General features: G+C 77.0%; 10 protein-coding genes. 3 read left to right on the top strand and 7 right to left on the bottom strand.

Annotated features, from left to right (window positions below; all coding sequences use genetic code 11):
- Positions 1–13 precede the first annotated feature (13 nt).
- The 7 genes from ABD284_RS08620 to ABD284_RS08650 all read right to left on the bottom strand — a co-directional run bounded on the left by ABD284_RS08620 (position 14) and on the right by ABD284_RS08650 (position 10341).
- On the bottom strand, positions 14–1735 hold the full coding sequence (locus ABD284_RS08620; RefSeq protein ID WP_344142068.1) for a class I adenylate-forming enzyme family protein: 1722 nt from the start codon (positions 1733–1735) through the stop codon (positions 14–16).
- The gene (locus tag ABD284_RS08625) at positions 1732–3651 is read right to left on the bottom strand and encodes a CoA transferase (RefSeq protein WP_344142070.1); all 1920 of its coding nucleotides are present in this window, start codon (positions 3649–3651) and stop codon (positions 1732–1734) included. The genes ABD284_RS08620 and ABD284_RS08625 overlap by 4 nt, the downstream gene beginning before the upstream one ends.
- Positions 3652–3940: 289 nt before the next feature.
- The gene (locus ABD284_RS08630) at positions 3941–5566 is read right to left on the bottom strand and encodes an AMP-binding protein (protein WP_344142071.1); all 1626 of its coding nucleotides are present in this window, start codon (positions 5564–5566) and stop codon (positions 3941–3943) included.
- Entirely contained in the window at positions 5563–6903 is a 1341-nt protein-coding gene (locus ABD284_RS08635) for a protoporphyrinogen/coproporphyrinogen oxidase (protein WP_344142073.1), read from the bottom strand. Before ABD284_RS08635 ends, ABD284_RS08630 begins: the two co-directional genes overlap by 4 nt.
- 49 nt (positions 6904–6952) lie before the next feature.
- Entirely contained in the window at positions 6953–7942 is a 990-nt protein-coding gene (locus ABD284_RS08640; RefSeq protein ID WP_344142074.1) for a UbiA family prenyltransferase, read from the bottom strand.
- Positions 7943–7951: 9 nt separating this feature from the next.
- A complete protein-coding gene (locus ABD284_RS08645) occupies positions 7952–9106 on the bottom strand; it encodes a DegT/DnrJ/EryC1/StrS family aminotransferase (protein ID WP_344142075.1) in 1155 nt (384 codons plus the stop codon).
- Positions 9103–10341 (bottom strand): DegT/DnrJ/EryC1/StrS family aminotransferase, encoded by a 1239-nt coding sequence (locus tag ABD284_RS08650; protein WP_344142077.1) that lies wholly within the window; start codon positions 10339–10341, stop codon positions 9103–9105. The genes ABD284_RS08645 and ABD284_RS08650 overlap by 4 nt, the downstream gene beginning before the upstream one ends.
- A 540-nt stretch (positions 10342–10881) precedes the next feature.
- Between ABD284_RS08650 and ABD284_RS08655 the strand changes: the two genes are divergently transcribed.
- Genes ABD284_RS08655 through ABD284_RS08665 form a run of 3 tightly spaced genes read left to right on the top strand, consistent with a single transcriptional unit; the run spans position 10882 to position 14277 of the window.
- A complete protein-coding gene (locus tag ABD284_RS08655) occupies positions 10882–11991 on the top strand; it encodes a Gfo/Idh/MocA family oxidoreductase (RefSeq protein WP_344142078.1) in 1110 nt (369 codons plus the stop codon).
- Complete coding sequence (locus ABD284_RS08660) at positions 11975–12928, top strand: sugar phosphate isomerase/epimerase family protein (protein ID WP_344142080.1); 954 nt, start codon at positions 11975–11977, stop codon at positions 12926–12928. Before ABD284_RS08655 ends, ABD284_RS08660 begins: the two co-directional genes overlap by 17 nt.
- Positions 12925–14277 (top strand): M20/M25/M40 family metallo-hydrolase, encoded by a 1353-nt coding sequence (locus tag ABD284_RS08665; protein WP_344142082.1) that lies wholly within the window; start codon positions 12925–12927, stop codon positions 14275–14277. The genes ABD284_RS08660 and ABD284_RS08665 overlap by 4 nt, the downstream gene beginning before the upstream one ends.
- Positions 14278–14362 lie beyond the last annotated feature (85 nt).

Here is a 14362-nt window from a genome sequence, read left to right on the forward strand (position 1 = left end):
CGGTGTCCCGCGCCTACCTGCCGTGCCGGGCCGCGACCGCGGGTGCCGGCCCGGAACCGGGCGCGGGCGCCCGGTCGCCGAGGGACGCCGCCCACTCCGCCAGCGTGCGGTGGCAGACCTTGCCGGTGGCTCCCAGCGGCAGTTCGCTCAGCCGCAGCAGCGCCTCCGGCAGCTTCACGCGCTCCAGCCCGGCGCCGTCTTCCAGGAACGCCCTCAGCTCGGCCAGCGCGATCGGCTCCGCGCCCGCGCGCTGCACCACGCACGCGCACAGCCGCTCGCCCAGGTCCTCGTCGGGCACCCCCACGCACACCGCCTCGGCGACGGCCGGATGCGCTGCGACGTGCCGCTCGACCTCGCGCGGGCTGACGGAGTAGCCGCCGCGCTTGACTACGCGCTTGAGCCGGTCGATCACCCGCAGGGCGCCGTCGTCCTCGAACCTGCCACGGTCGCCGCTGCGCACCCAGCCGTCCTGCGACCGGTAGCGCGCGTCCAACTCGGGTGCGTTGACATAGCACAGCGGGCTCATCGGCCCCCGCGCCCAGATCTCGCCCTCGCCGCCGGGCGCGGCGTCGAGTCCGTCGGAGGCCACGATGCGGATCTCGGCCGCGGCCGGGTCCGGGGGCCCGGTCACCCCTCCCGGCCGCGCGCCGGCGCCGTGGGGGGTGTGGCAGTTCATGCCGTCCGCGGAGCCGTAGACGGTGAGCACCGGGCGGCGGAACCTGGCGCGCGCGGCGTCGAGGACCCCGGCCTCCAGGATCGCCGAGCTGGTCACGACGGTGCGCAGCGACGACGTGTCCTCGTCGGGGCGGTGCGGCCGGGCCGCCATCCGGCGCAGCATGGTGGGCACCGCGAACAGGTGGGTGGGCCGGTGCTCGGCCGTCGCCCGCAGGGCGGCGGCGGGGTCGAACCTCTCCAGCACGATCAGCGTGCCGCCCAGTCCCGCGAGGGTCACCGGGACGCCGAGCGATCCGTAGGAGGAGGCCAGCGGCACCAGCACCAGATTGCGCATGGGCACCGAGCCGTCGTGCAGCGCGGCGACGTAGTTGGCGCGCCCGCCGGCGAACGCGTTGTGGGAGTAGGCGATCATCTTCGGTTCGGACTCCGAACCGGAGGTCACCAGGATGCGCGCCGGCGACTCGGGCGGGGCCGCGGCCCCGGGCCCGTCGAACCCCGCCCCGCCGTCGGCGGCGGCCGCGTCCAGCGGCACGGCTCCGGCGCGCGGGTCGGGGCCCGCGCCCAGGGAGAACACCGCGGCCAGGTGCGGCAGCTCCGGCCGCAGCCGCGCCAGCTCGGTGAGCGGGTCGGTGCGCCCGGTGGCGTCGCCCGCGATCACCGCGCTCGCCCGCGAGCGGCGCAGCAGCGCCGAGATCCCCGCGCGCCCGCGCATGGCGGGATAGGGCAGCGACACCGCGCCGATCGCGGCGACCGCCAGCTCGGCGGCCGCGGCCCGCCAGCCGTCGGAGATCTGGAGCGCGACGATGTCGCCCGGGCCGAACCCGGCCTCCGACAGGGCCGCGGCGAGGCCGCGCACGCGCGCGTCCAGGGCGGAGTAGTCGAGCGCGCCCTCGGCGTCGACGACGGCGTCGCGGTGCGGGTGCTCGCGCACACGGCGGCGGAAGAGCGTGTAGAGGTCGGTGTCGGGGCAGTACCCCTGCTCCACCCACGCGCGGCGCAGGCGCGAGGGTACGAGGTCGGTGAGCACGATCCCGTTGTTCGACGTCCAGGCAGCGTTCACGGTGAGAACTCCCAGGGTGAGCGGACGAATGCGGCGCCGGCGGCCTCGACGGCGGCGCCGAACCGGGGGTCGGCGGCCAGCTCAGCCAGGTCGGTGCACACGGGGGTGGCGTCCAGCCCGGCGGCGCGCAGCCGCCCGGCCAGCTCGGCCGCCGGGTAGGCGCGGCAGTGCGCGGCGAGGGCCGCCCGGACGTCGCCGGCCGGCGCGGCCGCGCCCAGAGCGCGGGCGACCCGGTCGGGTGCGCCGCGAGCGCGCGACCCGAGCGCGAGCCGGCCGTCGCGTGCGGGCAGCGGATCGTGCAGCGGTCCCCGCAGCGGGCGCCGGTCGGCGCGGCCGTGCACGCCCGCGCTCGCTCCGGCCGCCGCGGCCGAGCCGGTGAGCACGGTCGCGGCGTCGTAGAGGGAGGAGTCGACCCGGGCGCCGCCGGCTCCGCGGCACCGCGCCAGCAGTCCGGCGAGGATCCCCTCCGCGCTGATCAGGCCGCCCAGTACGTCGGTCAGCGTCATCAGCGACGGCGCGGGGGGCTCGCCCCGCGGGCGCACCAGCGCGCCGACCCCGCTGTGTGCCTGCACCAGGAAGTCGGTGCCCAGCGGCTGCGCTCCGCCCATCGCGGAGCCCGCTCCCTCGGCGCGGCCCCAGCCCGAGGCGCAGGCGTAGACCAGGTCGGGGCGCACCGCGTGCAGGTCGGCGGCGTCCAGCCCGAAGGCGGCGGCCTTTCCCGGCGCCCAGTTGTGCAGGAAGACGTCGGCCCCGGCCACGAGCTCGCACACCTCGCGCCGGCCCGCCGGGGACTTGATGTCGATCTCGACGACCCGCTTGCCGCGGTTCAGCGCGAGGAACCGGGCCGAGCACCGGCCGACCGTCGGCGGCATCCAGCGCAGCGGGTCGCCGCCGGGCGGCTCGATGCGCACGACCTCGGCGCCGAGCAGCCGCAGCACGTGGCCCGCCAGCGGCCCCTGGACGCGTCGCGCGGACTCCACGACGACCAGTCCCTTCAGCGGCGATGCGGTTCCGGGGCCGCGGGCCCCGGGAACCGGCTCCGGCGTCCCCGCCCGCGGAGCGGCGGACAGCCGCCACGGGGCGCGGTCGGCGCGGACGGCGGTCGAAGTGTCGGCGCCGCGCACCCGCACGAGGCTGATCCCCGCCGCCTGGGCCGCGTCGGCGATCGCCCGGAAGACGTGCGCTGCGGCCGTGGCCTGCAGCTCCGGCGGCAGCGGGCAGGCGGCTGCGGCGTAGCGGTGCAGGAAGGGGCGCCATCCGCGGGCGAGCGCGCTTTGGTCGGCGCCCAGCAGCGCCCAGAACCGCTGCCAGGTCTCGGCGTCGAACGTCTCGATCTCGAAGCGCACGCCGTCGGCCGAGTCGAACGGCGGGCCGCCGTGCCGGGGCTCTTCCGGCCGCCCGGCCTCCGGCGCGGTCGCCGCCGCCAGGTACTGGCCGACGCTGAGCAGCGCCGCCTGGGCGACCGAGGTGCGCACACCGGCGGCGCCGGAGCCGCGCAACCGGCCGATGGCGGCGGCGAGCAGGCCGTGGACGGCCAGGACGCCGCCGACCGCGGAGGCGTAGTCCAGCCCGAGCGGACGCGGCTCCCCCACCGCGCGCCCGTGGACGTGCATGATGCCGCAGGCGGCCTGAACGGCGGTCTCGTCGCCGAGGGGTACGCCGAGGGGACCGGCCCAGTCGATGTCGCAGCCGATGCGCCCGCCGGGCACGCCGACCACCAGGCGACCTGCCGGCGCGTCCGGCGGTGCGCCCTCGGGCGGGTCGCCGCCCGGCTCCGCGGCGGAGCCGGCCCCGAGCATCCGCAGGTGGGTCTCGGCGACGCGCGCCGCGACGGACTCCCCCGCGCGTTCCACGGTGAGACCCGCCAGCGGCGCCGCCGTGTCGCCGGCGGCGACGCCCGTATCGGACAGCGTCATCGCACTCCCCCGTTTCCGTCGTCCCGGCCGCACCGGAGCCGCTGTGTGCCGCGCCTTCGCCCGGCCGACCGCTCCCGCCCGCCGGAGCCGCCGAGCGGGCGGCCGTGTGCGCAAGGCGGGCACGCCGGGTGCGGGCGCCCCTGCGGCGGCCGGGCACAGCCGAGACCGGCCGGAGGGGTCCGCCGCGCGCCGCACCTCCGCCGGAGTCCTGCGGCCGCCCGGGCGGCGGCGGGCCCGCCGCCGATCACGGGCATCGGTCCGCGGCCGCTGCGCGGGTCCGCTCCGCGGCTCACTGCTCGGCCGAGGCGGAGCCGGCGACGCGCGGACGCGGGATGCGGCGGGCGGTGCCCAGCAGGCGGGCGCGGAGTTCGAGGCGGCGGACCTTGCCGGTCCCGGTGCGGGGGAGGTCGTCCCAGACCGCCACCAGGGGATCGGCCAACCGCGGAAGGTCGGACGTGGCCCGGCGCCAGACGCCGGGGTGGAGCCGGCCCGACTCGGTGACCACGACCGGCAGCGGCGGGCCCTCCCGCGGGCGCAGGACGACGCACTCCAGCACCTCGGGAATCCGGTCGTCGACGACGTCCTCGATCTCCATGCAGCTCATCCGCTCCACGGCGTCGACCTCGCGGTCCAGCACCCGCACCGACCCGCTCCGGGTCACCTCGCCGATGTCCTCGGTGTTCCACCAGCCGCCCAGCTCCTTGGCGGCCCAGCGCTCGGGTTCGCCCACGTACCCGTGGCCCAGCGCCTTCGTGCGGGCCAGGATTAGCCCCGGGCGGCCCCGCGGCTGCGGGCGCAGGGTGGCGGGGTCGACGACGCGCAGCCTGGTGCGGCCCGGAACCGGGCGGCCGAGGTCGCGGGTGGTGGGGCGGCGCTCCCCGACACCGGCCAGCGCTTTGCGGGTCAGGAACCGGAAGGTGAGCGGCCCGGTCTCGCTCTGGCCCCAGCCCTGCAGCCAGACGGGGCGGCGCCGGGCGCTGGCGGCGAGGAAGCCGCGCACGGCGGGCGGGTGAACGGCGTCGAAGGTGCTGATGTAGAGCCGGACCCGGCGGAACACGTTGCCGGCGCCCTGCGCGCGGGCCAGCGGCTGCCAGCGAACATAGGTGGCCGGCAGCGCCTCCAGCGTGGTGGGCGGGTGCTCGCGCAGGAACGGCTCGGCGCTCTCCGGCGCGTGGTCGGCCACGAGCGCGACCGCGCGCGGGCGCAGCCAGAACACGCTCGCCGTCCAGGCGAACGCGCGGCCGTGCACGAAGGACGTGGCCGAGGCGACCGTGTCGTCGGGGCGGCTGCTGAGCACCGGCCAGCGGTGTGCCTCGAAGCCGATGAGGCGGCGCACGATCGTCCGCGTGGAGTGCACCACCAGCTTCGGGGTACCGGTGGTGCCGGAGGTGTGCACGATGATCAGCGGTTCGTCGTCGCGCCGCCGCTGCGGCGCGGGGGCCCGGTGGCCGCGGGCGTCGGCCAGCGGTACCGCGCCGGGCAGCGCCTCGCGGCTGCCGTCGAGCAGCAGCCGGCGGCGGGCGGGCGGGTCGACGCCGGCGGCGCGCAGGCGCTCGGCCGTGGCGCCGTCGAGGGCCAGCACCTCGGGGCGCAGCCGCGCCAGCATCGTGCCCAGGGTGGGCGGGGCGATGTGCGCGGAGATGGGGGCGGGCACCGCGCCCAGGCGGATGGCCGCCATCGCCAGCAGCACGATGTCCCAGTGGTTGCGCTTGACGAGCGCGACCCGGTCACCGGGGCCCGCCCCCGCCGCCGCCAGCCAGCCGGCGGCGTCCTCGACCAGCGCGGCCAGGTCGGCGACGCCCAGCTCGACGGCGGCGCCGGGGTGGACGTCCAGCGGGCGGCTGAGGTAGGCGGTGGTGGGGCTGCGCCGGTCGGCGAGCGTGTCGAACAGCGTGGCGACGTCGAGCCGTTTCATCGGTTGTCCTTCCCGGGGACTGGACTGACTCGGTGGGCGGGGCACCGTTCGGCGGCGTCGGCGAGGACGCGGGAGGCGGCGACGTGCGCGGAGGCGACCGCGCCCTCGCTGCAGGGACGCAGCTCCACCCAGTCGCCGGCGTAGTCGATCGCGCGGGCGGAGCGCGCGCGGAACGCCGCGCGGGCGCGCAGCGCCGCGGGCGCGGCCTCCGGCAGCCCGTGGGGGAAGCGGTGGACGTGGACGCGGCCGACCATGCCGCGCAGTCCGGGCAGGTAGCGCTCGGCCCGCTCGGCGAGCGCCGCTGTGATCTCGGCGTCGCTCGCGCCGATGAGCGAGGCGGTGGCGGGCGGCGTGCTGATCAGCGAGACCAGGCCGCGCCCGGCGGGCGCGCGGTCGGGATGCTTGTTGTGGTCGAGGGTGACGACGTTGACCAGGTCGTCCTCGGTGGAGGGGACGAGGACGGCGAATCCGCGCATGCCCGCGGCCGCGGAGGGCCGGCGCTCCAGCTCCAGGCTCACGCGCAGCATCGGCGCGAAGGAGCACGCGGCGAGGAAGTCGCGCTCCTCCGCAGGCGCGCCGGGGTGCAGTCCTGCGGCGAGCGGCGCGGGTACCGCGAGCACCGCCGAGCGCGCCGTGACCGCGGTGTCGTCGAGGGTGAGGCGCGCGCCGCAGGGGGCCGCGGCGACCTCGTGCACCACACGGCCGGTTGAGACCTCCAGGCCCGCGGCGAGCCTGCGGGCGAGGGTGTCCATGCCGCCCCGGTAGGTGCGCCAGTGCGCGGTGCTGCCGGTTGACCGCAGGTGGGCGAGCAGCGGCGCGGCGGCGGAGCGCTCCGGGCGCCAGCCGAAGAACCCCGCCGCGAGCGGGTGGAGGAACCCCTCGCGCAGCTCAGGGCTGTGGCGCTCGGCGAACTCCTCCAGGGTGCCGGCCGCCTGGTCGCCGGCGCCGCCGGCCAGGAGCCGCACGAGCTCCACGCGGGCGCGCGCGGAGAGCCCGGCGCCGGTGAGCAGACCGAGCGGGCGCCCCGCGTTGGGGCGGGCGCGCCCGTCGCGCCAGAGGGACAGGGCGCCGGGCACGCGCGGGACGTCGGCCGCGGCCAGGCCCAGTTCGCGGATCAGCGCCCAGGTGGCGGGGTAGCCGGCGGACGGGATCATCTCGGCGCCGGTGTCGACGGTCCATCCGCCGCGGCGCAGGGTGCGCATCCGCCCGCCGACGGAGTCGGCCGCCTCGAACACGTGCACCTCGCGGCCCGCCCGGCGCATGAAGTGGGCCGTCGCCAGGCCCCCGATCCCGGCCCCCACGACCGCGGCGTCGATGTCGGGGGGTGCGGCCGTCATCGCGGCCCGCCCGCGCGCCGGCGGCCCGCCCCCGCCCGGCGGCGCGGGGTCACAGGGATGCCCCCGGGACGAGGGGGTGCGCCAGGTTGACCGCGATCAGCAGGGCGACGGCCACGCGGTGGATCCTGATGCCCAGGTTCCGGGCGCGCAGGATGTCGCCGCGGACGAAGCCGATGGTCCACTGGAGGGCGCGCAGGGCGACGACGGGCGACAGGGCCAAAGCGAACCACCAGGGCGCGACGCCCGCGACCGCGGCCCCGACGATGATGGCCGCCTCGGCCGCGGAGACCGCCGCGACGAAGGCGGCGTTGCCGCGCGGCGAGGTCAGCACCGCGACGGTGGGGCGGTGTACCCGGGCGTCGCCGGGGATGTCGTTGGTGTTGGAGTAGACCCCGAACAGCAGGGGGCCCAGTCCGAAGAGCACACCCTGGACGAGCACGAACGCGTCGAGCGTGCCGGAGAGCAGGCCGTAGGGTCCGGCCAGCAGGCCCACGCCCAGCGCGACCAGGAAGACCTCCTGCCAGCCGTGATAGCTGAGCTTGAGGCCCCAGGAGTACTGGGCCGAGCACACCAGGCACAGCGCGAGCGCGCCGACGGCCCACAGCGGGCTGTGCGGCGCGACGGCGACCGCCGCGCCCCAGATCAGCGCCGTCGCGGCGGCCGCCGCCCAGCCGAAGCGGATGGCCTCGGCCTCGCTGAGCGTGCCGGCGATCAGCGGTTTGCGGACGAGCTTGCGGCGGGGGGCGTCGGGGCCGTAGTTGGCGGCGTCGCTGCCGTCACGCAGCCCGGTGACGTCGTCGAACGAGGTCATGACCGCGACCATGCACAGTTCGCCCGCCAGCAGCAGCACCAGCGCGGCGAGCACGGCGGGGTCGGTGCGCTCGACGGGGGCCAGCAGGCTCCACGCCACCAGCAGGCCGAGGTAGTAGTCGATGATGTCGAGCTTGGCCAGACGGGCGTAGGCGCCGGCCTTGGCCGGCAGGGCGGGACGCTGGAGGGGGCGGGGGGCGGCGGTCCGCGGGGGGTCCTCGGGTGCCATCGGGTCCTCCTAGAGTGCTCGTCGGCTCGGAACGAGGGGGGCGCTCCCGCCGTGGCGGGTGTGGGCGCACACGGAGTCGGCGATGTGCTCGACCTGGGAGTCGCTCAGGTGCGGGTAGAGCGGGAGGGACAGGTTGCGCCGGGCGGCGGATTCGGCGTTGGGCCACGCGGCGCCCGGCGGCGCGTAGGGGGCGAAGGCGGGCTGGCGCGGCAGCGGGCGCGGGTAGTAGACGTGGCTGCCGACGCCGTCGCGGGCCAGGTGGGCCTTGAGGTCGTCGCGGTGCTCGGCCAGCAGGGTGTAGACGTAGTAGCAGCGGCCTTCGCGGCCGGGCGGGGGCGCGACCACGCCGCGGTCGGCGAGGTCGGCGAAGCGGTCGGTGTAGTAGTCGGCGATCCGCGCGCGGCGCTCCAGGCGGTCGGCGAGCCCGGGCAGCCGGTGCAGCTGGAACGCGGCGAGGACCTCGTCGAAGCGGCTGTTGTAGCCCACGCGGTGGTGCAGGAATCGGCGGGCGCCGTCCTGGCCGTGGTTGCGCAGCATCCGCACGGCCCGGCCGAGGCCGGGGTCGCCGGTAACCACGGCTCCGCCCTCGCCCGCGGTGCCGAACGTCTTGACCTGGACGAACGAGAACACCCCGGCTTCGCCCCACAGGCCCGCCGGGCGGCCGGCCAGTACTCCCCCCTGGGCCACCGCGGAGTCCTCGACCAGGCGCAGCCCGCAATGCCGGGCGATCTCGGCGAAGCGCGGCATGTCGGCCATCACCGAGAACATGTGCGCGGGCATCAGGGCGCGGGTGCGGCCGGTGACGGCGGCCTCGGCGGACGCGGGATCGGCGACCAGGGTCCGGGGGTCGATGTCGGCGAAGACCGGGACCGCGCCGAGCCCGCAGACCGCGGCGGCCAGCGGCGCGCAGCCGAAGGCGGGCACGACGACCTCGTCGCCGGGCTCGACGTCCATCGCCGCCAGCACCAGGCTCAGCGCGCTGGTGCCGCTGGAGCAGGCGACGGCGTCGGCCGCACCCAGCCGCCGGCGCAGGGCGTCCTCGAACGCGGCGGTGCGCCGGCCGAGGATGAACCGCTGGTCGGGGTCGGTGCCCACCGCGTGCAGGGCCTCCAGCAGCTCCGCCCGGTCGGCCTCGAACAGGTCGGGCGGAAAGAACGGGATCACGCCGGCTCCCTTCCGGTGTAGAAGCGGGTGATGAGCGCGCAGACCCGGTCGACCGCGTCCAGGGTGAGGTCGGGGTAGAGCGGAAGCGCGAGCGCGCGGGCGCAGGCGGCCTCGGCGTTGGGGAAGTCGCCGGGGCGGTGGCCGAGGTCGGCGAAGCAGGGCTGCAGGTGCAGCGGCACCGGGTAGTAGGTCTCGGTGCCCACGCCGTGGTCGGCCAGGTGGGCGGCCAGCTCGTCGCGGCGCTCGAACTCGGCCAGGTAGACGTAGTAGACGGGGTCGACGGCCGCCGGGCGCGGCACCGGAGCGGGCAGGCGGACGATGCCGGGCACGCCGCGCAGCCGCTCGGTGTAGGCGGCGGCCAGTTCGGCGCGGCGCCGGATGCCGGCCCCCAGGTCGGGCAGCTTGGCCAGCAGCACCGCCGCCTGCAGGTCGTCCATCTTGCTGTTGTGGCCGGGCAGGCTGGTGGTCGTGGAGATGCGGGAGAACGCGTCGAGGGTGTCGCCGCGTCGCCCGTGGTGGCGCAGGGCGGCGGTGGTGCGGGCGGTCTCGGCGTCGTCGGTGATGACCGCGCCCGCGTCGCCGACGGCGCCGAGCGTCTTGGCGGGGAAGAAGGAGAGCACGCCGCCGGCGCCGAGCAGGCCGGCGTGGGTCCCGTTCCAGCGCATGCCGATGGCCTCGGCGCTGTCCTCGACGACGGTGAGCCCGTGGCGGGCCGCGAGCGCGCCCAGCTCCGCCATGTCGGCCATCTGGCAGAACAGGTGCACCGGCATCAGCGCGCGGGTGCGGTCGGTGACGGCGGCCCCGGCGGAGGCGGGGTCCATCGCGTAGCTGACGGGGTCGATGTCGGCGAAGACCGGGCGGCCGCGGGCCAGCGCGACGGCCGAAGCGGAGGCGATGAAGCTGAAGGCCGGCACCACGACCTCGTCGCCCGGGCGCAGGCCGACGGCGCGCAGCAGCAGCACCAGCGCGTCGGTGGCGGAGTTGACGCCGACGACGTGGCCGGCGCCGGTCCACTCGGCGAGCGCGGCCTCCAGTTCGGCGACCTTGCCGCCGTGCGAGAACTTGCCGTTGTCGAGCACCTCGCAGCAGTGACGGCGGATGTCGGGCCACAGGCGCGCGAACGTGTCGCGCTGGGTGAAGAACGGTACCGGCGACGGTTCCGCGGCGGTCTGCGGGACATGATCGGCCACCGCTGCGGAAACCGCTGAAACGGCGTCCGAAATCTCGCGTTCCATATAACACCTAGGTCGAATATCGGGGGGCCGGCGAAACAACTCGAACGACGGGGGGCACCGTTTTCGACTGCCGGTTTTCCAAGGCGGACCCGATTATGCCCGGGCCGCGGCGAATCTAACCGGGAAATCCGGAAACCCGTCCACCGGACTGCGGGCCGCAGGGCCGGCAGGGCGACGAGGCGCCGTGAAGGCGGATCCCGGAAGGGCTATTTCCCCTCAATACGACACAGGACTGACAGAAACCGCACTTCCCCGCGCTTACCGCCATATCCGAGAAGCAATTGCACGGAATCAATCGCGCCCGGTCCACTCGGCTCGAATAACGCCGGATAGCGGTTGACAAGCGCGGCGCCGCGGCACGAATCTGGACCCGTTCACGAAACCGCCATTGCGCGCCGCACCGAAAACCCGCCCCGCCTCCGCACGCGGAAATCGACCGGTTCGCATTTCCCGGTGCGCCGGAAGCGGCCGTGTCCGCCCACCCGCACCCGAAGCACATTTCGCAGATCACCCAGCTCGAGAAGGGATGATGTGGCCGCCATGCTGCAGACGCTCGTCGTGGGGCTGGGCCGCGCGGGACGCGGCCTGCACCTCCCGGCGCTGGCGCGGGCCAGGTCCCTGGCCGGCCGGCGCCCCGTCTTCGCCCCCCGGCCCGTCCTCTGCTTCGACCCGCTCGGCCGCCCCGACCCCCCGCCCCCGGGGACGCAGCCGGTCGCGTCCCTGCGCGCGGCCGCCGACACCGCCGATGCCGCGGACACCGTCGTCCACATGTGCACCCCGCCCGGCACGCGCATCCGGTTGCTGGAGGAGCTCGCCGGCCTCGGCTACCGCCGCATCCTCGTCGAGAAGCCGCTGGCCGCCGACGAACGCGAACTGGAGGCCGTGGTGGCGCTGCGCCGCCGCTTCGACCTGCACCTGGCCGTGGTCGCCCAGTGGCTGACCAGCGCGCTCACCCACCGCCTGCGAGCCGCCGTCCGCGAGGGCCGGCTGCACGGGCTCAGCCCGCACGGCGACGGCGCTCCGGTTCCGCCGCCCGAGCTCGGCGGCCTGCGCAGCGTGTCCGTCGTCCAGCGCAAGCCGCGGTTCGTGCGCTCGCTGACCAGCCGCGCCCACCCGACCGTCTTCGACGTCGAGCTGCCCCACTCGGTGGGGGTCGCGCTGGCCCTGGCCGGCGGCGCCCGCGTCGCGTCGGCCAGCTGGAGCGACATGGCGCTGGGCAACGTCGAGGTCCCCCGCCTCGGCCAGGCGGGCCTGGTGCTGCAGCACGACTCCGGCGCCGCCACCGAGATCTTCTCCGACCTGACCGCACCCACCCGCGAACGCCGCATCACCCTGGAGTTCGAGCGCGGCACGCTGGTCGGCCACTACCCCTGCAGCGAGGACGACGACACCTCCCAGCTTCGGGCCGCCACCGAGGACGGCTCGCTGCACCTGGTCTTCCACGACGACGCGCTGGCCGACTTCGTCCTGGGCGCCTACGAGCACTTCGCCGGGCTGCGCAGACCGCCCGTCGAGGACGCCTTCGGCCTGCAGGTCCGCGCGGTGCGCCTGCTCTCGGCCGCGAAGGCGATGTGCGCCGAACGGGCGGCCGCGGGGCCCGGCTCGCCTGTGCGCGCCGGGGAGAGGATCCGCCATGCCGACCCCGCCTGATCTCCGGCCCGGCTCCGCTCCGCCCTCCTCCGCCGGTCCGCCCGGGCCCGCACCCGGCATCGTGTTCGCCGGCATCGGCGACGAGGCCGGCAGCGGCCTGCGCGACCAGCTTTCCGCGCTCGACCGCCTCGGCTGGCGCTGCCTGGAGCTGCGCAGCGTCGGCGGGCGGGCCGTCGCCGACATCGACGACCGCGCCTTCGCCGGGATCGCCGCCGAGCTGGAGGTGCGCGGCGTCGCCGTCTGCTGCCTGGACTCCCGCATCGGCGACTGGGCGCGGCCCGTCACCGCCGACTTCGACGCCGACCTGCGCGAGCTGGAGGTCCTCGCCGGGCGCTGCGCCGCGCTGGGCGCCGGCGCGATCCGCATCATGACCTACCCGAACGACGGCCTCGCCGAGCCCGAGTGGCGCCGCCGCGCGGTGGAGCGGGTGCGCCGCCTGTGCGCCGTCGCCGAGAGCCGCGGTGTCCTGCTGCTGGCCGAGAACTGCGCCGGGTGGGCCGCCGACCGCGCCGAGCGGATGCTCGACCTGCTCGACGCCGCCGCCAGCCCCGCTCTGGGCCTGCTGTTCGACACCGGCAACGGCGTCGCGCACGGCTACGACTCCCCCGCCCTGCTCGCCGACATCGCCGACCGCGTGGCGCACGTGCACGTCAAGGACGCGCTGCCCGCGGCCGGGGGCGGCGAGCCCGTCTACACCGCGCCCGGCGAGGGCCGGGCCGGCGTCGCCGAGTGCCTGCGCATGCTGGTGGAGCGCGGTTACCGGGGTGTCTGGTCCATCGAGCCGCACCTGGCGCTGCGTCCGCATCTGGGCCGCGCGGCGGGGTCGGGCGACCCCGACGGATTCGCCGCCTCGGGCGAGGCGCTGCGCCGCCTCGCCGCGGAGGTCGTGGCCGCGGCGGCGGGCACAGGGGCGACCGGCGCGGGGACGCCGCGGTGAGCCCGGCGCCCCTGTCGGAGGCCGACCGCCGGCTGCTGCTGCGCCTGCTGGAACTGCCCACCGCCGGACTGCTGGAGACCGGCCCTGGAGCCGCACCGCCCCGGTTGCGCGAGGCCCAGGACGCCTACGCGCGCGCCGCCGCCGCCCTGGGCTTCGCCGCCGTCCACCACGCGGCCCCGGACCCGGCCCGGGTGGACCGCGCCGACGTCCCCCTGGCCGTGCGCGAGGCCGCGGCCGAGAACCCCGGGTTCCTGGCCGCCGAGCCCAGCCTGGTGCTGCGGCTGGGCCCGCCGCGCCCGCGCGCCGCGACCGCCATGTTCAACGTCCACCTCGACACGGTCTCCGGCTGGGAGCCGCCGCGATTCGACGGCGAGAGCTTCCACGGACGCGGCGCCGTCGACGCCAAGGGCCCGGCCGTGGCGCTGCTCGCCGGCGTCCGCGCGGCGCTGCGCGCCGAGCCCTCCATCGGCACCGGCTCCGGGATCGGCGTGCTGATCCAGGCGGTCGCCGGGGAGGAGGGCGGCGCCATGGGCACCTTCGGCACGCGCCCGCTGGTCGAGCAGGGCCACGTCGGCCGGCTGAACCTGTTCTGCGAACCGACCGGCCTGCGCTACCTGCCGCGATCCACCGCCGCCATGACCGCCCGCGTGCGGGTCGCCGGGCGCGACTCCGTCGACGACCGCCCCGGCGGCGGCCACAACGCCACGGTGCTGCTGGGCTTCCTCGCCCAGCACCTGGCCGCGTCCCTGGCGGAGCGGGCGGGCGAGACCGAGCCGGTGTGCGTGGCGGGGCTGTGCACCGGCACGCGGCACAACCGGGTCTACGGCAGCGGCGACCTGCTGCTCAACCTGCCCTACGCCGGCACCGAGGCCGGACGGCGGCTGGGCGCGGCGGTCGCGGCGGCCCTGGACGGCGGGCTCGACGCGTTCGCGGCGCGCTTCGCACAGGCCCCCGGGTTCGCGCTGACGGCCGCCGAGGCACGGCAGGTCACCCACCTGGAGTGGCTCAAGAGCGGCCTGCCCACCCTCGACTGCCGCGACCCCTGGATGCACCGCCTGCTGGGCGAGCGCGCGGGTCTGGCGCTCTGGCCCCCCGACGAGCAGGCGTTCACCTGCGACGCGGTGTGGATGGACGGTGTTCCCGGGACCGCCGCGGCGGTGCTGGGGCCCGGCGACCTGGCCGCCAACAACGCCCACGCCGACGGCGAGTTCGCCCGCCTGGCCGAGCTCGAAGGCTTCGCCGAGGCGGTCGCGCGCGTCCTCACGGCCTTCGCCCGCGAGTACCGGCCCGATCCGCGGGCCTGCGCCCCGCCGGCCCCGCCGTCCCGGACGGGAGACCGCTCCGCATGACCGGCCGCGGTCCCCCAGCGCCCCCCGCCGGGCGCTTCGACCGCCCCCCGCCCGCGACCGGGGGGCGGTCCTTCCGCCGGCACCG

Origin of the sequence: Streptomonospora arabica, assembly GCF_039531585.1 — a bacterium.
In the GTDB taxonomy this organism is placed as follows: Bacteria; Actinomycetota; Actinomycetes; order Streptosporangiales; family Streptosporangiaceae; genus Streptomonospora; species Streptomonospora halophila.